At 71.9% G+C, this 22,544-nt stretch carries 16 protein-coding genes, 1 tRNA gene and 1 pseudogene; 5 read left to right on the top strand and 13 right to left on the bottom strand.

Going from position 1 to position 22,544, the window contains the following annotated elements:
* Positions 1-152: 152 nt before the first annotated feature.
* The 4 genes from OG730_RS27250 to OG730_RS27235 form a co-directional block, all read right to left on the bottom strand.
* Complete coding sequence (locus OG730_RS27250) at positions 153-1,511, bottom strand: thioester domain-containing protein (protein ID WP_327306706.1); 1,359 nt, start codon at positions 1,509-1,511, stop codon at positions 153-155.
* Positions 1,512-1,579: 68 nt separating this feature from the next.
* Entirely contained in the window at positions 1,580-1,987 is a 408-nt protein-coding gene (locus OG730_RS27245; protein ID WP_327306705.1) for a single-stranded DNA-binding protein, read from the bottom strand.
* Positions 1,988-2,123: 136 nt separating this feature from the next.
* Positions 2,124-3,950 (bottom strand): GTPase, encoded by a 1,827-nt coding sequence (locus OG730_RS27240; protein ID WP_327306704.1) that lies wholly within the window; start codon positions 3,948-3,950, stop codon positions 2,124-2,126.
* Between the two features lie 4 nt (positions 3,951-3,954).
* Positions 3,955-5,592, bottom strand: coding sequence for a dynamin family protein (locus OG730_RS27235; RefSeq protein ID WP_327306703.1), 1,638 nt, complete (start codon positions 5,590-5,592; stop codon positions 3,955-3,957).
* 323 nt (positions 5,593-5,915) lie between these two features.
* Here OG730_RS27235 and OG730_RS27230 point away from each other — a divergent pair.
* Positions 5,916-5,988: transfer RNA gene (locus tag OG730_RS27230), tRNA-Arg, on the top strand.
* A gap of 387 nt (positions 5,989-6,375) precedes the next feature.
* Here OG730_RS27230 and OG730_RS27225 read toward each other — a convergent pair.
* The 6 genes from OG730_RS27225 to OG730_RS27200 are packed head-to-tail and all read right to left on the bottom strand — an operon-like array spanning position 6,376 to position 13,476.
* Positions 6,376-7,704 carry an ATP-grasp domain-containing protein gene (locus OG730_RS27225; RefSeq protein ID WP_327306702.1) on the bottom strand — a complete coding sequence of 443 codons (1,329 nt, stop codon included), beginning with the start codon at positions 7,702-7,704 and terminating at the stop codon, positions 6,376-6,378.
* Entirely contained in the window at positions 7,701-8,708 is a 1,008-nt protein-coding gene (locus OG730_RS27220) for an ATP-grasp domain-containing protein (RefSeq protein WP_327306701.1), read from the bottom strand. The genes OG730_RS27225 and OG730_RS27220 overlap by 4 nt, the downstream gene beginning before the upstream one ends.
* 60 nt (positions 8,709-8,768) lie before the next feature.
* The gene (locus tag OG730_RS27215) at positions 8,769-9,947 is read right to left on the bottom strand and encodes an ATP-grasp domain-containing protein (RefSeq protein WP_327306700.1); all 1,179 of its coding nucleotides are present in this window, start codon (positions 9,945-9,947) and stop codon (positions 8,769-8,771) included.
* Complete coding sequence (locus tag OG730_RS27210; RefSeq protein WP_327306699.1) at positions 9,940-11,172, bottom strand: MFS transporter; 1,233 nt, start codon at positions 11,170-11,172, stop codon at positions 9,940-9,942. The genes OG730_RS27215 and OG730_RS27210 overlap by 8 nt, the downstream gene beginning before the upstream one ends.
* 23 nt (positions 11,173-11,195) lie before the next feature.
* Positions 11,196-12,377 carry an ATP-grasp domain-containing protein gene (locus OG730_RS27205; RefSeq protein ID WP_327306698.1) on the bottom strand — a complete coding sequence of 394 codons (1,182 nt, stop codon included), beginning with the start codon at positions 12,375-12,377 and terminating at the stop codon, positions 11,196-11,198.
* A 58-nt stretch (positions 12,378-12,435) separates the two neighbouring features.
* Positions 12,436-13,476: a pyridoxal-phosphate dependent enzyme gene (locus OG730_RS27200; protein ID WP_327306697.1), complete on the bottom strand. Its 1,041-nt coding sequence runs from the start codon at positions 13,474-13,476 to the stop codon at positions 12,436-12,438.
* A gap of 137 nt (positions 13,477-13,613) precedes the next feature.
* Here OG730_RS27200 and OG730_RS27195 point away from each other — a divergent pair, with 137 nt between their 5' ends.
* Genes OG730_RS27195 through OG730_RS27180 form a run of 4 tightly spaced genes read left to right on the top strand, consistent with a single transcriptional unit; the run spans position 13,614 to position 17,798 of the window.
* On the top strand, positions 13,614-15,398 hold the full coding sequence (locus OG730_RS27195; protein ID WP_327306696.1) for an amino acid adenylation domain-containing protein: 1,785 nt from the start codon (positions 13,614-13,616) through the stop codon (positions 15,396-15,398).
* A gap of 55 nt (positions 15,399-15,453) precedes the next feature.
* Positions 15,454-16,203 (top strand): thioesterase II family protein, encoded by a 750-nt coding sequence (locus tag OG730_RS27190; RefSeq protein ID WP_327306695.1) that lies wholly within the window; start codon positions 15,454-15,456, stop codon positions 16,201-16,203.
* Positions 16,203-17,489, top strand: a complete 1,287-nt coding sequence (locus OG730_RS27185) for a cytochrome P450 (RefSeq protein WP_327306694.1) — start codon at positions 16,203-16,205, stop codon at positions 17,487-17,489. The genes OG730_RS27190 and OG730_RS27185 overlap by 1 nt, the downstream gene beginning before the upstream one ends.
* 57 nt (positions 17,490-17,546) lie before the next feature.
* Positions 17,547-17,798: a hypothetical protein gene (locus tag OG730_RS27180; protein ID WP_327306693.1), complete on the top strand. Its 252-nt coding sequence runs from the start codon at positions 17,547-17,549 to the stop codon at positions 17,796-17,798.
* Positions 17,799-17,903: 105 nt separating this feature from the next.
* On the opposite strand, the pseudogene OG730_RS44345 reads toward OG730_RS27180, so the two are convergent.
* The 3 genes and pseudogenes from OG730_RS44345 to OG730_RS27160 all read right to left on the bottom strand — a co-directional run.
* Positions 17,904-19,169: pseudogene (locus tag OG730_RS44345) on the bottom strand (BTAD domain-containing putative transcriptional regulator); the annotation flags it as partial.
* A gap of 149 nt (positions 19,170-19,318) precedes the next feature.
* A complete protein-coding gene (locus tag OG730_RS27165; protein ID WP_327306690.1) occupies positions 19,319-20,554 on the bottom strand; it encodes an MFS transporter in 1,236 nt (411 codons plus the stop codon).
* On the bottom strand, positions 20,551-22,542 hold the full coding sequence (locus OG730_RS27160; protein WP_327309440.1) for a phenylacetate--CoA ligase family protein: 1,992 nt from the start codon (positions 22,540-22,542) through the stop codon (positions 20,551-20,553). Before OG730_RS27160 ends, OG730_RS27165 begins: the two co-directional genes overlap by 4 nt.
* Between the last annotated feature and the right edge of the window lie 2 nt (positions 22,543-22,544).

Here is a 22,544-nt window from a genome sequence, read left to right as displayed (position 1 = left end):
GTCCATGTCCTGCTCCGGCTCCGGGTCCGCGTCCGGGTCCCGCTCCGGTCCTGCTCCTGCTCCGGGCCCGTGTCCCCGCTCCGGGTCCCGCTCCGGGCCCGGGTCCCGCTCCGGTCCTGCTCCTGCTCCGGGCCCGGGTCCCGCTCCGGGCCCTACTCCGGGGCCGTCGCCCGCTCCGGGCCGGGGCCGTCCTCCAGGGGGCGCTTGCGCAGGAGGAGGACGACCAGGCCGCCCAGGACGACCAGGCCCACCGCCAGGGAGGCGATCACCGGGGTGGCCGCCGAGCTGCCGCTGGCGGCCAGCCGTTCCCCGGAGGTCTCCGGCTCCGGTGCCGGGGCGGCGGAGGCCGACAGCGCGCCCAGCGCCGTCATCGCCCCGTCGGACGCCCCGGCCGAGGCCCCGCCCGACGCCGCCTCGTCCGCGGACCGGGCGACGGGAAGCTGCGGCCACGTGGCCGTCGCCGTGGCCACCGCGGCGGACTCGCTGGAGCCGGCCACGATCTGGACCTGCGTCGGGACCCCGCTGGTGAAGACCCTGCCGACGGGCACGCGCGTGTTCCCGCGGAGGGTGACCTCGGCGCTGCCGTCCGCCGTCCCCTCCGGCACCTCGAAGTACAGCTTCGCTCCGTTGACCGCGGAGGTGACCGGCAGGCCCCGGGCGTCGACCACCCGCACTCCCATGGCCAGGGCCGCCGGGTCCGGGGTCACGCTCACGCTCCGCGCACCCGTACGGACGGTGACCGGGCCGATCCGGGTACCCAGCGGGCCCGACACCTCGCCGGGATCCACCGCGAGCGACGCCGGCGGTTCGGGCAGCCTGCGCGCCGCCCGCTGGAGGTAGTCGGCCAGCTTCTCCGCCGCCGGGTCGACGGCCTCCACCGCCACTCCCTCGGCGAGGCGCCAGATGGCCACCTGGGTCCCGGCCGCGGCGCTCTCCGCGGTGAGCGCCGCGGCTCCGGCGGCCTTGGCGAGACCGGCGAGATCGTTCAGCTGGGGGTAGGAGTGCTCCAGTACCCAGCGGATCCGGCCCGCCTCGCCGTTCCCGGCGAGCGGCGTGCCGCCCCATCCGATCTCCGTGAACCGGGCCTGGGGCTGCGCGGCGCCCGCGACACCGACTCCGTACGTCTGGAGCATGCCGCCACCGTCGACCCGCATCTCGTACAGCCCGGCCGGGATCCGGCGCACCGTTCCGTCCGGGCCGCGCAGGACGGCCTGTCCGTAGGTCTTCAGCCCGTCGAGGACGGCGCTCGCTCCCTCCGGTGTCCGGGGTGTGGCCGGACCGGTGTCGGCGACCGCCACCGCGCCCGGGGCGCCGGCCAGCGCGGCGGCGAGCAGGGCCATCGCGATCGGCCGCCGTACGGAGCCCCGTATGGCCGCGACGACCGTGGTGCGCGTCGCCGGTGCGCCGCCGGCCCGCGCGGCAACCGGAACCGGAACACCGCCCGGAGGGCGGCCAGGAGCGACGCCGGCGGCGGCGGCAGGAGTGGAGGGAGCGGGAACGGCAATCGACACAGTCTTCCCCTTCGGGCCGAAGGCCCAGGTGCCCGTGAGTACCGGGGAATCCTAGCCTCCTCGAACACTCAGACCACCGCCGCCTTCTGAGTGGCCATCAGCGGCACGTCCGTCCTGACGACCCGCCGGAAGGCCGCCGTGCCGCGGTTCAGGTCGTGCCCGATGGCTGTCGCGTCGATGTTGGCCGAGAACCACCGGTTGCCCTCCCCGTCGGGCGGGTCCTCCCGCACCCGGAGCCTTCCGTGGACCACCAGCGGTTCGCCGACGGACACGGAACCGGCGAGGTTCACGGCGAGGCCGCGCCGGGCCCACACCGTGTAGAAGCTGGTGGGCGCGTCCGCCCAGGTCTCCTTCTTCCGGTCGTAGTACCTCGGGGTGACCGCGAAGCGGAACCGGGCCGCCGGACCGCTCGCGGTGTCCTTGTAGTCGATCTGCGTGGCCACGTAACCCACCAGCGTCACCTGGGTGTCGTTCATCCCGGCCGCCCTTCCGGGGTCCGGCGGTGCGCTCGACCGCGCTCCGCCCCGACCCGCGTTCCCTACCCGTCCGGACCATCCGCACGGCGTAGGACCATGCTGGCCCGGACGGCCGGAACCCGTCGGCGGCTGTGGACTACTGACGGCTTGTGGACAACTTCGCCACCGTCGCGTACTGCTCGCGCACCTCCCGGTAGCGCAGCAGTTCCGCCGCCACCGGCTCCAGCACCCGGGCCCGCCCGCAGCCGGCCGCCGCCTGGCGCAGCCGGCGCTCCGCGTCCTGGCCGTAGCGCCGCGCGGGGCCCCGGGCCCCGATCGAACAGGCCCACTCCACGAGCGGTCCGCCGATGATGCCGGCCACCATCAGCAGGACCGGCGGCATCAGGTTCGGTGCCAGGACCCCGGCGATCTGCCCGACCAGCCACAGCCCGCCGTAGATCTGGAGCAGGGTCATGGCCGCCTGCGCGAGCACCGCCGCCGGCCACCACGAGGGCCGCGGCGGGCGCGCGCTGGGCATGGCGACCACCGGCCCGAGGGTCACCGCGATCTCGTCCAGCGCCTGCGGGAGCCCTTCGGCGCCTCGGACCGCGGTCTCCCGTACGGCCTGGGCCCAGGGGTCGGGCAGGCCGATGACCGCCTCGTCGGCGACGGTCCGTACGGCCTGTTCCACCCGCTGGCGGGCCGTCACCTCTTCCTCGACCGGCAGCTCGGGGGCCGCCGCGGAACGCCCCATGGCCGCCAGCGCGGCGAGGCCGCCGAGCGAGCGCGGGGCGCGCCGGCTCTCGTACCACCGCCACAGGCGCAGCCACGGGGTGCCGCAGGCCTTGCCCGCGTTGCGCCGCCAGGCGCGCTCGGCGGCGAGCCCGGCCGCGTACGCCCCGACCGCCTCGGCGAGGCGGTCCTCGAACTCGGCGCGCGCGGTCTCCCCGATCTCCGGCCCGGCGTGGCCGTCGGCCACGTAGAGCGGCCGCAGGCGGGCCGCGGCCTTGTCCACGTCGGCGGAGATGCGGCGGGTCGCGGCGCCCTTCTCCTGGGTGAACTGTCCGAGCATCTCGCGCAGTTCCCCGACGCCTTCACCCGTAAGGGCGGAAAGTCCGATGACGGTGGCTCCGGGCTCGCCGTGTTCGCCGAGCGCGATCCCGTCGTCGTCGAGGAGCCTGCGCAGGTCGTCCAGGACGAGATCGGCCGATTCCCCGGGCAGCCGGTCCACCTGGTTCAGCACGACGAAGGTCACCTCGGCGTGCCCGGCCAGCGGGCGCAGGTAGCGCTCGTGCAGGACGGCGTCCGCGTACTTCTCGGGATCCACCACCCACACCACCGCGTCGACCAGCGCCAGTACCCGGTCCACGTGGTCGCGGTGGGCCCCGACGGCCGAGTCCAGGTCGGGCAGGTCGACGAGGACCATGCCGCGCAGCGCCTCGGCCTCCGAGGTCTCCCGGGGGCGGCGGCGCAGCCGCCCGGGGATCTCCAGGCGGTCCAGCAGTCCGGCGGCGCCGTCGGACCAGCTGCACGCGATGGGTGCGGCGGTCGTCGGCCTGCGCAGCCCGGTCTCGGAGATCTGCACTCCGGCGAGTGAGTTGAAGAGCGTGGACTTGCCGCTTCCGGTGGCCCCGGCGATGGCCACGACGGTGTGCTGCGCCGACAGCCCGCGGCGCGCGGCCGCCTCGTCCAGGACCCGTCCGGCTTCGGCGAGGGTCTTTCCGTCGAGGATCCTGGTCCGGGACAGCCCGATGAGCTGGCGCAGCGCGTCGAGGCGGACGCGCAGGGCCTGCGCCTCGGGGCTGAGCGGGGGCGCGGGGGCCTTGCCTCCGTCGCTTCCGGCTCCGGAAACCGCTCGTACGAGTGCTTCGTCGCCCTCCTCGTCACCGCCGACGGGCCAGTCGTCCTCGCTGGTCCGGGGGCGTGAACGGGCGATCAGTCCGTCGTCCCAGCGGTCGTCGGTGCGGTCGGTCAGGGCGGTCACCGCGTCACCTCTCCTTCTGCAGTACGGACAGCGCGGCGATCAGCTCGGCCTGGGGTTCGGGACTGACTTCGAGCGCTTCGATCGGGGCGAGGCGGCGGTCGCGTTCGGCGCGCAGCACCTGGTCGAGGTGTTCGGCGACGAGCTCGCCGCCCCGGTCGCGCAGGCGTACGGCGGCCTGTACTCCGATCCGTTCGGCGAGCTTCTCCCCGGCCGGCCGGGCCCGCTTGCCGCCGAGGAGGGCCGCGACGACCAGGGCAGCGACCCCGTCGGGGTCGGGCGCGGGCTGCTTGTCGAGCCGCGCGACCTCTTCCTCGGCGAGTTCCTCCAGCACGCGCCGCCAGCGGCGTACGGCCACGCCGATACGTTCCGCCGCTTCGCGGTCGGGGGCGGGCAGGGACACCGCGCCGGCCGCGGGCTCGCGGCGCCAGGCCTCCGCGATGCGTTCGTCGGCGGCGGCGACGGCGCACTGGAGCAGCGCCGCGAGGGATTCCGCGAGGGAGTCGAGCAGTTCGTCGGCGCTGGTGTCGAGTGGGTAACCGCGCCAGCGGGTCAGCGCGTCCCCGGCGAGTACGGCGCCCCGGTCCAGGCGGCCCCGGACCCGCTTGCCCTCCCTCTTGTAGGCGTCCTCGACGGCGAAGGTCAGCCGTACGGCGGCGGCGTGCTGGGCCGCGACGGCCGAGGCGAGCTCCGGCATCCGGCGCCCGAGGGAATCGAGCGCGCCGAGGGCGGTGCGCCCGACGGCGTACTGGCGGGCGGCCGGGTCCTGCGCGTGGTGCGCCAGCCAGGCGAACAGCGGTGCCACGGCGCTGGCGGGCAGCAGCCCGCCCCCGCCCGCCGACTCGGGCAGCTCGGGCACCGTGAAGCGGGGCACCTCGCCCAGCCCGGCCCGTGTGAGCAGGGCCCCGTACTGCCGGGAGACCTCGGCGAGCACCTGGTGCGGGACCCGGTCGAGAACGGTGACGAGGGTGGCCTTGTACTGCTTCGCGGTGCGCAGGAGGTGCCAGGGAACGGCGTCGGCGTACCGCGAGGCGGTGGTGACCATGACCCAGACGTCCGCGGCGCAGATGAGCTGCGCGGCGAGCGTCCGGTTGTCGACGACGAGGGAGTCGATGTCGGGGGCGTCGAGGATGGCGAGGCCGCGGGGCAGGGTCGAGACGGTCTCGATCCGGACCTCGCGGGTCGTGGCCGGGTACCCGTGCCCGTGTTTGTCACCCGGCCGGCGGGGGGTCCGCCGGGCGGACGCGGGGGTGTCCTCGTCGTCCTGGGGGGCCCAGACCCGCATCAGATCGGGCAGCACCCGCACTCCGGCGAACCAGTGGTGGTCATCCGGATGGCAGACGAGGACGGGGGTGCGCGTCGTGGGCCGGAGTACCCCGGCTTCACTCACCTGGCGCCCCACGAGGGAGTTGACGAGGGTGGACTTACCGGCCCCGGTGGACCCGCCGACGACGGCGAGCAGCGGCGCCTCCGGCGCCTTCAGCCGGGGTACGAGGTAGTCGTCGAGCTGCGCGAGCAGCTCCGCTCTGGTCTGGCGGGCGCGGGGGGCGCCGGGCAGGGGCAGCGGCAGACGCACGGACGCGACCCGGTCGCGCAGGGCGGACAGGGCATCGAGCAGCTGAGGCCGAACATCCAAGGTCACCACATGCGAAGAATGCCCAATTTAGGAGCATTTTTGAAGCTTATACGTCCTCTGCGCGCCGAGCGCTACTCCAGCGGCACATCCCGGACACAGCGGACGAGTGGGGCGCAGGCATAACGAGTGCACAACACCCAGGGCGCCACGGCGCAAAAGCGGTGCGAGAATCGCACCTGCCTGCGATTATCGGGACCGCTTCACCGAACCTCCACATCGTGGCACGCGAGTGAAGCAACCGGGACAAGGCAACCGGAGCCCTATCCTTGACCCGGCACGGACCACAGCCCCACCCCCACCCAGGGGCTCCAGGCCACCACGGCCACCTTCCGGCCCCCGTAGCTCAGTGGATAGAGCAGGTGCCTTCTAAGCACTTGGCCGCAGGTTCGAGTCCTGCCGGGGGCACTTCTTCCCGTCCCACCCCGAAGCCCTCCCCCGTGGAGGGCTTTCGTGCAGGTCAGGGCACTTTAGCGTGGCCGGCGTAGCGCCGCCATAAGCGCCGGAGGCTCCCCATCCCGAGTCCGGGGCTGTCCGGCTGTCACCGGCCGGCGGCACCCCGTCGTTCCCGAAGGGGAGCCGGCCGGAATCTCCTTTGACGTGCACGGGGAAGGTGGCGAGGCTGCGCGTACTTCGGGTGCTGACAAGCTCGGGGTCTTACCGGTGGCCGTGTCTGCCTAGCTCCACCATCGGAGCGGGGTCCGCCTCATGGCGTGCGGCCACCGGCCCGCCCTTCGCCACCGCCACCGCCACCGCCACCGGGATCGCCGTAAGGCGGCTGTGCGTTGTCGGTGCTCAGTCCCGGAACGTCAGCACCCCGGCCACTTCCGCGCCACTGGACGCGTTGATCGCCGATCCCGCCGTCGGGGCGGCCTGCCGGACGAACGTGCCGGCGTAGCGGCCGCCGAACACGAGCGGGGCCAGAACGACCTCCCGCCGGGAGGACGGCGGTCCGGGGAGTTCGACGACCGCCGGGCTCAGCCGGCGCTGAAGGATGTACCGCTCGGCGGGGTTCTGGAGCCGCTCGGCCAGCACGTCCCGCCAGGCGGCCTCGTCCAACAGGGCGCCGAACACCAGGCCCTTGCCGCCGAAGGCGTCGGCGGGCTTGCAGATCAGCTCCTCTCGCAGGGCGAACGCCCGCTCAAGGTTCCGCGCGGTCAGCCGGAAGGTTTCCGGTACGTACCGCTGGACCAGGGCCCGCTCCTCGTCGGTCAGCAGAGCGGCGAACTCGGCGTCGAAGAGCAGGGTGAGGTTCACCTTGTCGTCGTACAGGGCCGCCGCGGGTGAACCGATGAAGTCGACCTTCCGCGCGGTGTCGAGCTCCATCAGCCTGCGGGTGAGGGAGGGCGGGACGAACTGCTTGGTCTCGTGCCAGGTGTACGCCGTGAACACGGCGTCCACGCGCTCACCCGCGAAGTACGCACCCTCATCGGTCAGTTCCAGGTCGTGGACCAGTCCGCAGCTGACGGCGTGCCCGGCCGATCGGACCATGTCGACGAAGAACCGGCGTCCGGAGTCGAGGTCCGCCGGGTCCGCGGTCGCCTCGAAGACGTGCAGGGGCCCGTCCCCGTGCCGCTCGACGAGGCCGGCGAGCACGTCGAGCCATACCTGCGAGGTGTCGACTCCGCGCACGCTGAGGCCGCGGGCGTCGAGGAACCGGGCGTAGGCGGACCGGAGGGTGGCTTTGGTGTACGGCGCACAGGTACTGAGACCGCCGAGCGACGCGGCCACGTTGAGTTCGACGAGCCGGCACCCCTCGTCGGTCACCACGAGGTCGGGGCGCATGAAGGCGGTGGCCACCCGGCTCAGCCGGGGGCTGCGCATCGCCTCGCACATGAGCCGGGCGTCGCCTTCCGGTATGCCGAGGTAGGCGGTCCACGCGTCGAGGTCGTCTCCGAAGACCCGGCGCGGGAAGGCCGAGATCAGCCCGGAGAGCCGCACGCCGGCCGTCTCGACCTCGTCGGCGGCCGTCACGGAGAGGATGTGCGGCGGGTACACGTGGTTCCAGTCCGGGCGGTGGACGGCCTCGGCGAATTCCTTGCGGTCCGCCTCCGCCTCGCCGGTGGCCTCGAAGTCGGACCACGCGGTCACGGCGCGCGGGTCCAGCCACGGCCACACGCTCATGACAGCTTCCCGGCGGCGCGCAGGGCGGCGAGCACGGTGTTCACCGCGTCGGAGGACTTGTCCTCGCCGGTGGCGAGCTGGTGGTAGCTCAGCCCGCCCGGGTTGACCATGTTCACCTCGACGACGTAGGGGAAGGCCAGGTCGATGCCCGAGTAGAAGATGCCGAGGTCCATCATCCGCTTGCCGAGCACCCGGATGAACTCGCGCTCCTCAGCGGTCAGTTCCAGTGCCTCGAAGCGGGCGCCCAGGGTGGCGTTCGAGCGGTTGTCGTTCTCCGGGTGAAAGCGCAGGAAGCCGGACACCGGCTCGTCGCCCGCGATGATCACCCGCTTCTCGTTGGTGCGGATGTTGGGGATGTACTCCTGGACCGCGGTGTGGCGCTTGGCCATGCCGATGATGTCGCGCCCGTACCTGCCCTGGCGGGACATGGCGTTGCCGGTCGCGGAGCCGAGGAGCGCGGAGCGGTTGCGGTCGCTCTTGTTGACGACATACACGTCCGCGCCGCAGCCGTCGTTGGTGGGCTTGACCACCCAGGACCGTTCGCCGTCGGATTCGACCAGGTCGTTCAGGAAGTCGAAGTCGTTCGAGACATACGAGACGGGCAGGTTCTCGGGCGGCACGATGGCACCCAAGTTGATCTTGGTGTTGAGGTAGAAGAGCGCGGTCGCGTCGTTGACGAACGGCACGCGCTGGTTCAGCAGCCAAAGCAGCTGGAACGAGTCGGTGCCGGACTCCGGGTGGGTGCCGGCCAGGACCCACACGAGGTCGAAGTCCTCGGCCGGGGCGTACGACTCGCTGAGCGAGGGGAAGTCCCCTCCGCTGACGAACTCGTCGGACAGCTTGATCCGGTCGCACACCACGACCGACTCGTGCACGCACAGGGTGTCTATGTCACCGATGTGCACCTCGTGGCCTTCGCGGTAGAGGGCACTGGGAATGATCGAGTGATTGTCCAGCTCGAACTTGGACGCCTCGGACACCAGGACCAGAATTTTGTACGACAAGGGGAGACCTCTTAGGGAAGGACGGAGGGAAGCAGGGGCGCAAGGAGCGGGAACGCGGCCTCAGCCGTGTGCGGTCAGCGTGCGCAGCGCGCAGTCGAGGCGGGTCTCGAGCTCGGCGCGGCTGTCGGCGACGGCCACCACGAAGGCGTGGCGGTCGCCCGACTCGCTGATCCTCGGCGGGAGCTGACCGGCCGGTACGGCGATGTGGACCTCCTCGACGCCGGGCAGCGAGGCGACCAGCGCGGTGCTCAGTTCGAGCATCGGGACCGCCCCGTCGAAGGTGACGTACCGGATGCCCGCGACGCGCCGGTGGGCGGGCTCGGCGGGCACGGGCATCCCGAATACGGCGGCCATGGTCTGGGCGAACACGTCCTCCCCCAGGGCCAGGACCAGCATGTCGCTGATCCGGTCGCCGCCGGGGCGGCCGTGCGACTCGATGAGCCGGGGCCCGTCGGTCGTGATCATGATCTCGGTGTGGGAAGGGCCGTACCGGTAGCCCACCGCATCGAGCATCGCGGTGACGAGGTCGGTCACGGCTGCCTCGTCCGCCGCGGTGAGCCCGACCGGGAGCGTGTGGCCGGTTTCCACGAAGTGGGGAGCGCCCGTGGTCATCTTCTCGGTGATGGCGAGGATCCGGTGGCCTTCGCCGTCGCTCATCGCCTCGACGCTGTACTCGGCGCCCGCCAGGAACTCCTCGACGAGCAGGGGACCGGAGAACTCGGTTTCCTGCGCATAGCGTTCGGCCTCGGGCCGGCCGGCCAGGAACCGCACACCGGAACTTCCGGTTCCGTCGATGGGCTTGACCACGCAGGGGAACCCGATCGTCTCGATCGCGCTCAGGAGCGTTCCCTCGGCGAAGCAGGTGACGTGCGCGACCGGCTTGCCGGCCTGTTCGCCCACCAGGGCGCGCAGCTCCGCCTTGTTGGTGAACGCGGCCAGGGCCTGCGGCGGGTTGCCGGGCCAGCCCAGCTCCTGGTTGACCACCGCGGCGACCGAGCAGCCGATCTCGCCGAAGCCGAAGCAGCTGACCGGGCCGGGCAGGGCGAGTTCGCGCAGCTGCCGCACGAGATCGGCGCTGGAGGCGGTCCAACTGCTCTCCAGCACCGCGGCGTTGACGGCCGGAGGTTTCGGCTGGCTCGGGTCGGCTACGACGATCACGGCCAGCCCCAGGTCGTGCGCCGCTGATACGACGGTGTCACGGGGATTGAGCAGGACCGCGGTGGGCTGTGCTTCACGCATGCTGCGTACGGCCTTTCGGCAGGAGGTAACAGGAGGCTGCGGCGACGGCGGACAGGCAGCTGATGACCACCCAGAGGGTGCCGTCGCCGCGGAAGGACTGCATGAGGTACCCGCCCATCCCGGAGCCGAGCAGGCTGCCCAGGGCACCGGCGGCGCTCATCGTGCCGAGCGCCAGCCCGGTGCGCTGCGGGGAGGCCGCCTCGATGGCCTGCTCGTCGAGGCTCGGCGCGATGAGCATCTCGGCGAGGGTGATGGGCAGGACGAAGGCCAGCAGGGCGGTCCAGCCGCCGAAGGCGACCAGCAGCGCGTAACCGAAGGCGAAGGCCAGGAAGCCGATCACCAGCAGGCTGCGGGTGGCGGCGCTGCGGAACACGTGCCGGAGCAGCGTGTACTGGAACAGGACGACCAGTGCGCCGTTGAGCGTGAAGACCACGGAAATGGCCGCGGCGCTGCCGGTCAACTCCGTGGCGGCGATGGGCAGTACGACGTTGAGCTGACTGTAGATCGCCCAGAACGCCACACCGATCCCGAACAGTGGCACCCACTGCCACCGCGCCCACGGCGTCGGCCCGGGCTCCGGGGCGCCGGGGGCCTCGTCGTCGTCTCCCGCCGGGGCCGGCTTCGGCCCGCCGGCTACCGGTGCCGGCATCGCCACGGGCACCTGCACCTGTACCTGCACTTGCACCTGGCGAGGCAGCCGCAGCGCCAGCCACAGGCCCAGCGACAGGTGGGAGGCCACGCAGGCGCCGAGAATGTAGCGGAAACCGATCGGGTAGACCACCGCCCCCAGGGCCGGACCGACCACCACGCCCAGGTTCACGAAGGTGGAGCGCAGCGCCAGCATCTCGCGCGGGGACACGCTGTCCTGACGTACCAGGAGGGTCTTGATGGAGAGGCCGAGCAGGGATCCTCCGATGCCGATGGCCACGATCCCGGCCACCAGGGGTGCCAGGGGGCTTTCACCCGTGAAGCCCAGCCCGAGCAGGAGATACCCCGCGATGCGCAGGGCGAAGCCGCTCGTCAGGACGGCCTTGGTACCGAACCGGTCCACGATCAGCCCGCTCACCAGCGAGAACCCTTGACCGCAGAAGGCGAGCAGGCCGACGAGGATCCCGACCCGGTCGGCCTTCAGTCCCTGCGCGGTCAGCTGGACGGCCAGCAGCGGCAGGAACATGAAGGTCGTCAGGCCGGTGAGAAGCACCGCGAGGAGCAAGGCACGTCCCACCGGGGACGTTTGGCGCCACGCGTTCATGCGCCCGGCACTTCTTCCAGGTTCGCCATCAGCCAGGCCTCGGTCTCCAGCAGCCGCTGTTCCACCTCGGCGGCGTCCGCGCCGCTCACGATCACGAAGCACAGGTGCGAGGTGCTGTTCTGGGTCACCGCGCCGGGTGCCAGCTGCTCGTTGACCTCGTAATGGTGCACCCACTCGAACGGCGGGCGACCGGGCGCCTTCACCGGGCGGCCCTGCGGCAGGATGGAGACGGAGCCGTGGACCAGGGCCGGGGGTCCGGCCGGCGGCTGGTCTACGGGCAGCGCGCACGACTGGCGCAGCCAGCTGGCGTGCAGGTCGACACCGTAGGTGGCACGGGTGAGCGCCGGGATGCGGTCGCCGCCGACCCGGGAGGCGATCTCGCAGAGCACCAGCCGGTCGTCGGGCGTGTGGAAGACCTCGAGGTGGTACGCGCTGACCTCCGGCACATCGAACGCCTCGAGCACGCGGTCGAAGAACTCCTCCAGCCGGGCGGCGAACTTGTCCTCCGGGTGGAGCTGCACGGAGCCGTTGTTCTGCCCGGAGAAGACGCCGAGGCAGCTGCGCAGGTAGCGGGAGGAGGCCACGAACCGGTAGCCCGGGGCCAGCACGGCGTCCACGTGGTACATCGGACCCTCGATGAACTCCTCGGCCATCAGGTCCTCGCGCCAGTGCCGCCGGCTGAACTCGATCAGCTCTTCCTCGTCGCGCAGCACCGAGATGTCGCGCGAGCCGCCCTGCTTGACGGGCTTGACGACGACCGGGTAGCCGGTCTGCGCGATGAAGTCGGTCAGGTCGACGATCGTCGTCAGCCGGGCGAACCGGGCGGTGGCGACGGTGCGGCCGGCGACCTCCTTCATCACCGCCTTGTCGCGGAAGGACACCGCGCTGGCCAGCGACTGGCCGGGGATGCCGAGGTCCTCCCGTATCCGGGCGACCCTTTCGAGGTCGTACTCGTTGTCGGTGATGAGGTGCGTGAACGGCTGGTCGCGGGCGGACCCGCGGATCATCAGTTCCGCATACGGGACGAACTCGCAGTCCTTGACGAATTCGTACCGGGCGAATCCCTCGGTGTTCTTCAGCTCGTTGTGGCTGTACACGTGCAGGGTGCCGGTCAGTTCCGCGAGGATGGCGGCGTAGTCGCTCTTGGGGCCGTAGTTGATGACGGCGACATGGGGCATGGATCGGCCTCACATTATTCGAACAGGCTGTCTGGGGGGGGTGGCGCGCGAGGGAAGGTCAGGACGCCGGCACGTACGCCGGCAGGTCGTCCTCGACGCCGTAGGGGCGCCTGTCCCAGTGCATGGCGCTCCAGGGACCGGTCATGTCCGCCAAGTCGTCGATGAGCCGCGGGGCGTACTCCGGGTCCGTCTCCACCGGGCCGTCGGGCGGGAAGACGCGCTCGACGTAGCGGTGGCCCGGGTCGGCGGACAGGAAGACGATCGGCCCGCCGTCGGGGTCGTTGGCCCGGAGGTGGCGGGCGATCTGCCAGCCCGCGCCGGAGGACAGTCCGGCGAAGACGCCGGTGGTGGCCAGAAGGTGGCGGCAGCCGGCCGCGGAGACGTCGAAGTTGATCCAGTGGATCTCGTCGTACGCGCTGTAGTCGATGTTGCCGAAGCGGATGCCGCTGCCTATGCCCGCGACGATGAACCCGTCGAGGGGGATCTTGTCCGAGCCGAAGGACCGGCTGCCGAACGGCTGGATGCCGACGATGCGCACGTCCGGGGACGCGGCCCGCAGGTAGCGGCTCATCGCGCTGGTCGAGGCACCCGTGCCGACCCCGCCGACCACGGTGATCCCGGCCGAGCCGAGTTCCTTGACCAAGGTACCGGCGACGCTCTCGTACCCGACGTAGTGGACGTCGTCGTGGTACTGCTGCATCCAGTAGGCGTCCGGATGCGCCTTCATGTACTCATGGACCAGCCGGACCCGGGTCTCCTGATCATGCTGGAGGCCGGGGTCGTCGGAGGAGGGGACCTGCGTGTAGGTGGCCCCGAGGTACTTGAGCTGCGTTCGGATCGCCGCGTCGACCGCCACCGAGGCGAAGACATGGGCCTTGAGCCCGAGGGCACGGCAGACCAGTGCCAGGGCATGGCCGTAGATCCCGCTGGAGCTGTCGACCAAGGTCTGGCCGGGACTGATCACTCCGGTGTCGAGCAGCTGCTTGACCGCCGCGTACACCGAGGTCACCTTCATCACCTCGAACCTCAGAACGTAGACTCCGTCCCCCAAGTCGATGAGATCGGGCTCGGACAGTCGCTCGGCGAATGACTTGTACACCTCGTTGCCTTCCCATGGGTCCAGCGTCTGCCTCTGACACCCGAGTTCTAGGGGACGGACCTACCGTGCGCTTCCCGATTCGTTCCCGGAACGTTTCGGGAACGGATCGGGACTCCCGGTACGAAGGGTGTCGCCCCATGACGATTCTTCAGTTCGGCGAGGTTTCGGCCGGGCCGCCGCTGCCCGCGCCAGTGGCACGCGTATGCGATCTGGTCCGGGAACTGGCGGACCTGCACCCGGACAGCGCGGCCGTCGTATGCGGCGACGACACCGTCACCTACCGGCAGTTGACGGACCGGGCCCGCGCCGTCGCGCACGCCCTGGACGGTGACGAGGGGCCCGGCGGTTCCCCCCGGATCGGCATCCGCGCCCATCGCACGGCGGACACCGTCGTCCACGCCCTCGGCATCGCCCTCAGCGGGCGCTCCTTCGTCTTCGTCGACGCGCAGGCGCCCGAGCGTGCCCTGGAGCACGTCCGGTCATCGGCGGGGGTCGCCCTCGTCGTCGACCCGCGCACCGGGACCGCGCACAGGAGCAGGGCGGCCGGCCCCACCGCGCGGTCCGCGCCCGGGGGGCCGTCGCTCGACGACGAGGCGTACGTGCTCTACACCTCGGGCAGCAGCGGCCTTCCGAAGGGGGTGTCGGTCTCCCAGCGCAATCTGGCGAGCTCGACCGCCGCGCGCCTCGCGGTGTACGAACCCTTCGGCACCCCGGTCTTCCTGCTGCTCTCCCCCTTCCGCTTCGACTCCTCCGTGGCCGGGGTGTGGGGCACCCTCGCGGCGGGCGGCACGCTGGTCGTGGCCCGCGAGGGCGAGCGGCGCGATCCCCAGGCCCTGCTGGCCCTCATCGCCAGGCACGGCGTCACGCATCTGCTGACCGTGCCGACCTTCTACGCGGAGCTCCTGCACGCGCTCGGCCAGATCGACGCCGACCGCGCCGGGGCCGCCTCGCTGCGGGTGGCGATCTGCGCCGGTGAAGCGCTCGCCCAGAGCGTCATCGACCGCCACTTCGCGATGCTGCCGGGCGTCGCGCTCGCCAACGAGTACGGTCCCACCGAGTGCACCGTCTGGTCCACGTACCGGATGTACGACCGGCCCGGCCGCTCGACCATCGGGTTCCCGATCCCCGGGACCGCGGTGCGCCTGCTCGACGACCGGCTGCGTCCCGTTCCGGCCGGCGAGGTGGGGCAGATCGCGCTCTCCGGGCCGGGTGTCGCGGCCGGGTACGTCGGTGATCCGCAGCAGACGCACGCGAAGTTCGTCACCCTGCGGAACGCGGACGGTACGGACGCGCGGGCCTACCTCACCGGCGACCTCGGCCGCTGGTCGGACCGGGACGGCATCGAGTTCGCGGGCCGCCTCGACAACGAGGTGAAGATCCGCGGGGTGCGCGTCACGATCGAGGCGATGGAGCAGGCGATCACCCAGGACCCCGGCGTGCGGGCGGCCGCGGTCGTCCACGACACCGAGGCCTCGCTCTGCACCGCCTTCGTCGTCCTGCGGACCGAGGGCGCGGCCGACACCGCCTCGCTGCGCGGCCGGGTGGCCGAAGCGCTCGGCGGCGAGGTCGCCCCGGACCGCTTCCGCTTCGTCGACTCGCTCCCCCGGACGGCGCACGACAAGACCGACCGGGCAGCGCTGCTGGAGAGCGCCCGGGCGGCCCGGCCCGCGGCCGGCCCCACCACCGACGGCCTCGCCACCGACGACCTCGCCGCACGGATCGCGCGGGCCTGGTCCGAGATCCTCGGCATCGGCGCGGACGCGATCGGCGGAGGCGACTTCTTCACCCTCGGGGGGAACTCCCTTTCGGTGCTCCGGCTGACCCGTGCGCTCGGCAAGATCGCCGACAGGCCGATCGGGGTGAAGGACGTGTACCACTGCGCCACCGTCGAGCGGCAAGTGGAGCTCCTGTCCCGGCCCTGAGCCCGATCCGCCCCGGTCCCCCACGCCCGCCCAAACCCGTAGAGATGGGTTCGCCATGTCTTCCTCGACCACGTCCCTCAGAAGGCTCTCGTCCGACTCCGTCACCGGACCTGCCGTGCTGTGCTTCCCGCACGCGGCGGGCTGCGCCTCCTTCTTCCGCCCCTGGCGGGACCTGCTGCCCGATGCCCGGGTCCACGCCGTGCAGTACCCCGGCCGCGAGGACCGGATCGCAGACGCCGCGCCGTCCGGCCTGGCCGCGCTCGCGGAGTCGGTGGCCGGGGAGATCCTCCGCGGGGAGCAGCGCTACTCCGTCCTGTTCGGCCACAGCATGGGCGCGTACGTGGCCTTCGAGGTCGCCCACCGGCTGCGGTCCGCCGGAGTGCACGTCCCTTCGCTCATCGTCTCCTCGGCCGCCGCGCCGGGGCTGCGCTCGCCGGTGCCCTTCGAGGACGCCGGGGAGGTACTGGCCCACCTCGAACGGAACGAGCCGTTGAGCGAGGAGATCCGTCAGGACGAGGGGCTACTCGACCTGATCCTCGGCTACGCGGCGCAGGACCTGCGGCTCGTCGCCCAGTACGCGCAGTACCCGGGAAAGCGGATCGGGTCACGCCTGACGGCCGTGGTGGGAGAGGACGACACCCCGGACATGCGGAACGGATTCGCCTCCTGGCAGGACCACACGGACGGCGCGTTCACGCCCGTGGTCACGGCGGGCGGTCACTTCTACCTGCGCACCGATCCGCCGCTCGCCCTGATCCGGGCGGAACTCGGCCGGTCCCTCGTGCAGAGCGGCGGGCTCGTCTGATGGAGACCGCGACGACCTACGAGGTGTCAGAGACATCCGGAACGAGCACCTTCGACGAACGCCCCGACGTCACCTGCCTCGTCGACGGCGGCGCCTACCGCGACGGCAATCCTTTCGCGGTGTGGCAGTGGATGCGCGAGAACGAGCCGGTGTTGTGGCACGAGCCCGGGGTCTTCCCCGGGTTCTGGTCGCTGACCCGGTACGAGGAGATCAAGGAGGTGCTGCGGGACGCGGGGACGTTCAGTTCCTCGTCCGGCATCCTGCTGCGGCCGCTGGCCCAGGGCGAGGACCCGGGGAGCGACCGGACCCTGGCCCTCTCCGACGCGCCGCGCCACACCCTGCTCCGCGATGCCGTCGCGGGCTGGTTCGCGCCGCGCAGGCTGCGGCTGCTCTCCGAATCCCTCGCCGCCCGTGCACACGAGATCGTCCGGAAGGCCGTGGCCGCGGGGCGGATCGACTTCGTCGCCGATGTGGCGGCGAAGCTGCCGATCGAGGTGGTCTGCACGTTCCTCGGCATTCCCGACGCGGACCGGCCGGCCATCGTGGAATGGTCGACGGACGCCTTCTGCGCGGGCACCGCGGCCGAGCGCAGCATCGCCCACCTGCAGATCCTGGACTATTTCAGCGACCTCGCCGAGCGGCGCCGTGCCGACCCCGGCGACGACCTGGTGAGCGTACTCGCCGCGGTGCGCCACGAGGGCGAGTTGCTCTCCCTGGAGGAGGTGGTGCTCAACTGCGACAACCTGCTGGTCGGCGGGACGGAGAACGTACGCCTGGCCCTGTCGGGCGCCATGCTCGCACTGCTGCAGCACCCGGAGCAACGGGCCCTGCTCCAGCGTGACTTCGACGCCGTCGTGGACACCGCGACGGACGAGATGCTGCGATGGACCTCCAGCGCCACGCACATCGTGCGGCGGGCCACCCGGGACGTGGTGCTCGGCGGGCGGCCGATCGCCGCCGGCGAGCTGGTGGTGTGCTGGCTCCCCTCGGCCAATCGGGATGCGGAGCACTTCCCCGACCCCGATGTCTTCGACCTCCGCCGCACCCCGAACCGGCACCTGGCCCTGGGGGCCGGGCCCCACTACTGCGTCGGCGCGCAGCTGGCCAAGCTGGAGATGCGGGCCGTACTGCGGGAGCTCTTCGCGCAGCTGAGCGACGTGGAGCTGGACGGAGCCCCGGAGCATCTCGACTCGATCGTCGTCAACGGGCTGCGAAGCCTGCCGCTGCACCTGACCCCGGCCGCGCCGCACGGGGACCGTGGCGTTCGCGCATCCGGCGGCCTCTGACGCGCCGGATCCGGCCCCGGGCGGGGCGAGGCGCTGCGCGAAGCGGCGTACCAGGTCGTGCATCGTGTACCGGCCGATCTCCTGCTGCTCCAGCAGTCGCATGTCCACGAACTGTTCGAGGACGTCCTCCGCTTCGTGCGGCCCGGTGCCGAACAGGGCGGCCGCCGCGCGGACGTCGATCTCGGCGTGCGGGTGCAGCCCGAGGAACCGGAACGCGGCACGCTGCGCGCCGGTCATCGACAGGTAGGAGGGCCGCAGTGCGGCCTCCACCCCGCGGTCGCCCGAACGCAGTTCGTCCAACAGCCGTGACGGGTCCTCGAACCGGCCGACCAGGTACCGCACCGTCCAGTGCTGCCGACTACGCAGCCGAGCGGCGGCGATCCGCAGCGCCAGCGGCAGGTGGCCGCAGAGATCGGTCAGGGCCCGTACGGCGTCGGGTTCCTCGCGGGTCCGTTCCTCGCCGAGCGCCGCCGCCATGAGCGTGAAGGAGTCCTCGGGCGGAAGCACGCCCAGTGAGAGGGGCTCCGCCGTGTCGAGCCCGACCATCCGGTTGCGGCTGGTGATGAGGACCAGGCTGCCCGGCGACGCCGGCAGCAGGGGGCGGATCTGCGAGGGGTCCGAGGCGTTGTCCAGCAGGAGGAGGACCCGCCGACCGGCGAGGGTGGCCCGCCAGACGGCGCTGCGCCCTTCCAGGTCGTCGGGGATCTCCTCATCGGGAACTCCGAGGAGGCGCAGGAGCGTACCGATCACCGCGCCGGGGTGGCGGGGCTGCTCGTCGGCGGTGCACCCGCGCAGATCGGTGTAGAGCTGTCCGTCGGGGTAGGCGCCGATGAGGCGACGCGCGGCCCGGACCGCGAGCGAGGTCTTGCCGCTGCCGGCCATCCCGTCGATCGCGACGATCCGGGACGTCCGGTCGTCCCGGTGCGGGGTCCCGGCGAGCAGGTGCGACAGCTCCTGCCGGCGACCGACGAAATCATTCAGGTCCGGGGGCAGGGTGCACCGCGCCGGGACCGCGCCGGGACCGCGGAGCGAGGTGAACTCCGCTGCGGGAGGGTCCAGTTCGGGGCTGCCGCGCAGGATGGCCGCGTAGAGGTCGCCCAGGTGCTGCCCCGGGTCGATGCCCAGTTCCTCCACGAGGAGTTCCCGGATCCTGGTGTACTCCGTGAGCGCCTCGGCCTGGCGGCCGGAACGGTAGAGCGCGAGCATCAGCTGTCCACGCAGGCTCTCCCTCAGGGGGTGTTCGGCGCTGAGCCCGCGCAGATCTCCGATCAGATCCTTGTCGCCGCCCAACGCCAGGCGGAGATCGACGAGTTGTCCGACGGCTGCCAGCCTGCGTTCCTCCAGGACGGCGGAGGCGGCGGCGATGACCGCGCTGCTGGCTCCGGCCATGGCGGGACCGCGCCACAGGGCGAGGGCGCTGCGCAGCAGGTGGGCCGCCTCGCGGGTCCGTCCTCCGTCGACCGCCTGCCTCGCCTGCTGCAAGCGGGAGGAGAAGAGGCACAGGTCGAGCCGCTCCGGGTCGATGTCGGCCCGGTAGCCCGGTCCGTCCGTGACGATCACGGACCCGCCGCGGGGGATGCGCTGGCGTAGGTCCGCGATCGCCTTGCGGACCTGATGCGCCGCCGTCGCGGGCGGCTCCGCGTCCCAGGCCGCCTCCACCAGCCGGGATACCGGCACCATCTGGCCGGGGTTGAGCAGCAGGGTGGTGAGGACCCGCGTCGGTACGGGGCCGCCCAGCCGCAGCCGTCTCGTGCCGGCGGTGGCCTCCAGGGGTCCCAGCACGGCGAAGCTCACCTGGTCGGATGCCGCGCCCTCGATCTCCTCGGCGTTCACGTGAGGGCTCCGACCGGTTTCGGCTCGGCCGGCCGGGGGCGGTAGCGCACGGCCACCGGCAGGGCTACGAGCCCGAACAGCAGCATGACGGCGGTGACGGAGAGGAACCCTGCGGCGAGCGAGCCCTGGGCGGCGTACCCGATGGCCGGAAGGAGCCCCGCGGTGGCCGCCCCGATCGTCAGCATGCGCAGGGAGGCCATCTTGGCCTTCTCCTCGTAGCCCGCCTGCTGCTGGACGGTGGTGAGCAGCCAGGTGATGCTCGTGAGATTGGCGAAGCCGGCGACGAAGAGCGTGGCGAAATGCGCCGGCGCCGAGGGGGCATAGGCCAGGGCCAGGGCCGCTGCGGCCTGCAGGACCGCCCAGAGGGGAAGCAGTCGCGGGCTCAGGGTGTACCGGCTGAAGAACGAAGCGGTGATCATGCCCGCGGCGAAGACGGCTTCCAGTGCCGAAACGTACGTCCCCTGGCCGCCGTAGTGCTCGCCGACCAGCGGCACGACCAGTGTGCTGACGCCCGACTGGAAGACGAAGTCTCCGGCGCACAGGACCAGGACGACGAGCACGATCGGTTTGCCGCGGTAGCGCCGGTACATCAGGCGCCAGTCGTTCCAGACCGCCGCGCCCGCGCCGCGGAAGGCACCGGCGGTCCGGTCGCGGACTTCGGGACGGCCGGTACGGGCACGCGCCATGAGCAGGGCGGCGAGCAGACAGGCGGCCGCGTCCACGAAGAGTCCGACGGCGGGGGGCCCGAAGCTCACGAAGAGCGCCAGGACCGCCATCCCGAGGAGGGCGCCGACCTGGACCGCCGCGTTGAGCAGACCGTTGAGCCGCGCCTGATGGGCGGGCGCGATGTGCCAGGCGGTGAATTTGAACAGCGCGCTGCGCTGGATGTTGTCGCAGCCGGCCAGGAGCACGGCGCCGACGCCGAGCAGGGCGACGGTGTGCGGCGGCCGGGTCAGCGCGGCCAGCCCCATGGCGAGGACCAGTACGGCGCGCACCAGACTGCAGGCGAGGTGGACGTGCCGGGAGCTGAGGGCGTCGACGAGGGGGCCCGAGAACGGCAGGGTACACAGGGCGCCGATCGCCTGGAGGGCCAGGACCAGGGCGAACTGCCGGGGGCTGCCGGTGAGATGGAAGAGGATCTGCCCGAGCGCCAGGATGTTGATGCCCATGCCGATGCCGGCCAGGCTGATGGCCGACAGCACGATGCGCACATTGGTGTCCCGCCAGATCATGTCCGGGCCAGGCGATCGTCGATGACGGGTCTTATCTTCCCGCTGCTCTCGTTGCGGGGCAGCAGGCCGGGGAGGTACGTCTCGATGCCGAACGAGAAGACGTCCAGGCCGTCGTCGAACATGTGGCCGTTGCCGAGCACCTTGAACGCGGTGCGCAGGTGCTCGCGCAGGTGGTCGGCCTCGAGCGGTACGGGAGACTCGACGCGCAGCGTGAGGATCTCCCTGCCGTCCCGGGAGGTGATGTGCGCCTGGAGTTCGGAGACCTGGAAGACCGAGAGTTCGGACAGGAGCTCCTGGTGCTGCAGCACTTCGCCCTTCACCCGGATGGCCCCGTCCGCCCGGCCGTGGTACTCCAGCACGCGGCCCCGGATTCCGCAGGGGCAGTCGTGCTCGACTATGCGTCCCCGGTCGCCGACCCGGTAGCGGATGAGGGGGCCCTCGAACTTCTGCAGGCTGGTGGTGAGGAGCTGGCCCGTGGTGCCCGCCGGGAGCGGGCGGCCGTCGTCGTCGATCACTTCGACGAGGTTGTAGTCGTCGTTGAGGTGATGGAGCCGGCCGCTCATATAAGGGCACTGATAGCCGAGTTGGGCACCGTCGTTGGCTGCCAGGACACTGGAGATGATCCGGGTGCCGAGGTTGTCGCGGAGCCAGGTCTGGTCACTGTCGCTCATCGCGGTCCCCAGGTAGAGGACCTTCTCGATGCGCAGGCCGGGATCCCGCTGGACCGCTTCCCGCAGCAGGGGGAGCAGCAGGGTCGGCACTCCGATGAGGGCGTTGGCGGCGAAGCTGTCGACGAGCATCAGGAGCGAGTCCACCGTGACGGCCTGGGCCGTGGTGTAGCACTCCAGGGGCATGCGGGTGAATTCCGTCAGGGTGGTGGTCAAGCCGCCGTAGAGGTCGCCCCCGAAGAGGGTGTTGATCAGCCGGTCCCCCGGTTCGAGGCCCATGCCGTAGAAGAGCGGGATGGCCTCGCGCACCATGTTGTTCCAGTCGGTGCGTGAGTAGACGATGTAGCGCGGGGCTCCGGTGGTGGCGCCGCTGCGCAGGACCTCCCCACTGGGAGAGTCTCCGGAGCACAGGTCGCGGCCGGCGGGGAGCGAGTGGGCCTGGAGCGCCGCTTTGTCGAGGATGGGCAGGTGGGCGAGGTCCGCCAGGCTACGGGCGTCCGGGAGCCCGCGGTAGTAAGGGGTCCGGCGCGCCCGGCCGGTGAGGTAGCGCAGCTTGGCGCCCAGGCGGTCGTCGGCTTGCGCGGTGTCACGGCTGCGCGCGGCGGCGAGCGTGGTGCCCTTGAGGTAGCGGCGGCGGAACAGGCGCTGGGCCCACTCGGCGCGGCAGTCCATCCGAAGGATGGAGCCGGCCAGGTCCTGCGACGCGACCGCACGGTTCGGATCGAGGTGGATCTCGAGCGCGGGCCGGGCCGGGCTGCCCGGTGGGGCGTAGAGCTCTCCGTCGGGCGGTGCCGGGGTGCCGTCCGCCGGAAGGAGGACGATGTCGGGCACGTCGAGGCTGACGCCGGTGGATGTGAGGTCCGCGGCTTCCGGGGATTCCCCGGACCGCGCGGACTGCGCCGGCTGCGTGGTGATCGTCCGGCAGTCGGGCAGCGGGTGCCCCGGCAGCCGTAGCCGCGCGGTCAGGTCCTGCCAGAACCGGGGGCGGGCGGTACGCACGACCACGTGGTTTCCGGTCGCCCATGCCAAGAGCAGCCCACGCAGGGTGTTGCCGGCCCGCCGGTCCGTGATGACCACCGTGCCCACGGGGGAAAGCAGGCAGACGTCATTGCTGTCGGTGAGGGGCTGCCAGGGGTACTGGCTCAGGCCCCCGAGGAGTTCGTCGAGGCCTTCCGCGAGTTCCCTGGTGTTCAGCAGGGCACTCGGACGGGACAGTCCCGCCTCCCGGAAGAGCAGGGCGAGCCCCGCGTCCGGCTGTTCGCGCAGGCGGCGTTCGGCGGCCTCGACCGCCAGCAGCAGGTCGGTCGGGTAGTACCTCATGC

Source organism: Streptomyces sp. NBC_01298, from assembly GCF_035978755.1.
GTDB lineage: Bacteria > Actinomycetota > Actinomycetes > Streptomycetales > Streptomycetaceae > Streptomyces.
The sequence above is the reverse complement of the archived record's forward strand: the minus strand, read 5'-3'. Positions and strand labels throughout refer to the sequence as shown.

Excerpts from the sequence above, each read along its gene's own strand:
- OG730_RS27190 (WP_327306695.1), top strand. The coding sequence starts at position 15,454 with ATGTCTTCCTCGACCACGTCCCTCAGAAGGCTCTCGTCCGACTCCGTC.
- OG730_RS27160 (WP_327309440.1), bottom strand. The coding sequence starts at position 22,542 with ATGAGGTACTACCCGACCGACCTGCTGCTGGCGGTCGAGGCCGCCGAA.
- OG730_RS27245 (WP_327306705.1), bottom strand. The coding sequence starts at position 1,987 with ATGAACGACACCCAGGTGACGCTGGTGGGTTACGTGGCCACGCAGATC.
- OG730_RS27225 (WP_327306702.1), bottom strand. The coding sequence starts at position 7,704 with ATGAGCGTGTGGCCGTGGCTGGACCCGCGCGCCGTGACCGCGTGGTCC.
- OG730_RS27215 (WP_327306700.1), bottom strand. The coding sequence starts at position 9,947 with ATGCGTGAAGCACAGCCCACCGCGGTCCTGCTCAATCCCCGTGACACC.
- OG730_RS27165 (WP_327306690.1), bottom strand. The coding sequence starts at position 20,554 with ATGATCTGGCGGGACACCAATGTGCGCATCGTGCTGTCGGCCATCAGC.
- OG730_RS27195 (WP_327306696.1), top strand. The coding sequence starts at position 13,614 with ATGACGATTCTTCAGTTCGGCGAGGTTTCGGCCGGGCCGCCGCTGCCC.
- OG730_RS27185 (WP_327306694.1), top strand. The coding sequence starts at position 16,203 with ATGGAGACCGCGACGACCTACGAGGTGTCAGAGACATCCGGAACGAGC.
- OG730_RS27205 (WP_327306698.1), bottom strand. The coding sequence starts at position 12,377 with ATGCCCCATGTCGCCGTCATCAACTACGGCCCCAAGAGCGACTACGCC.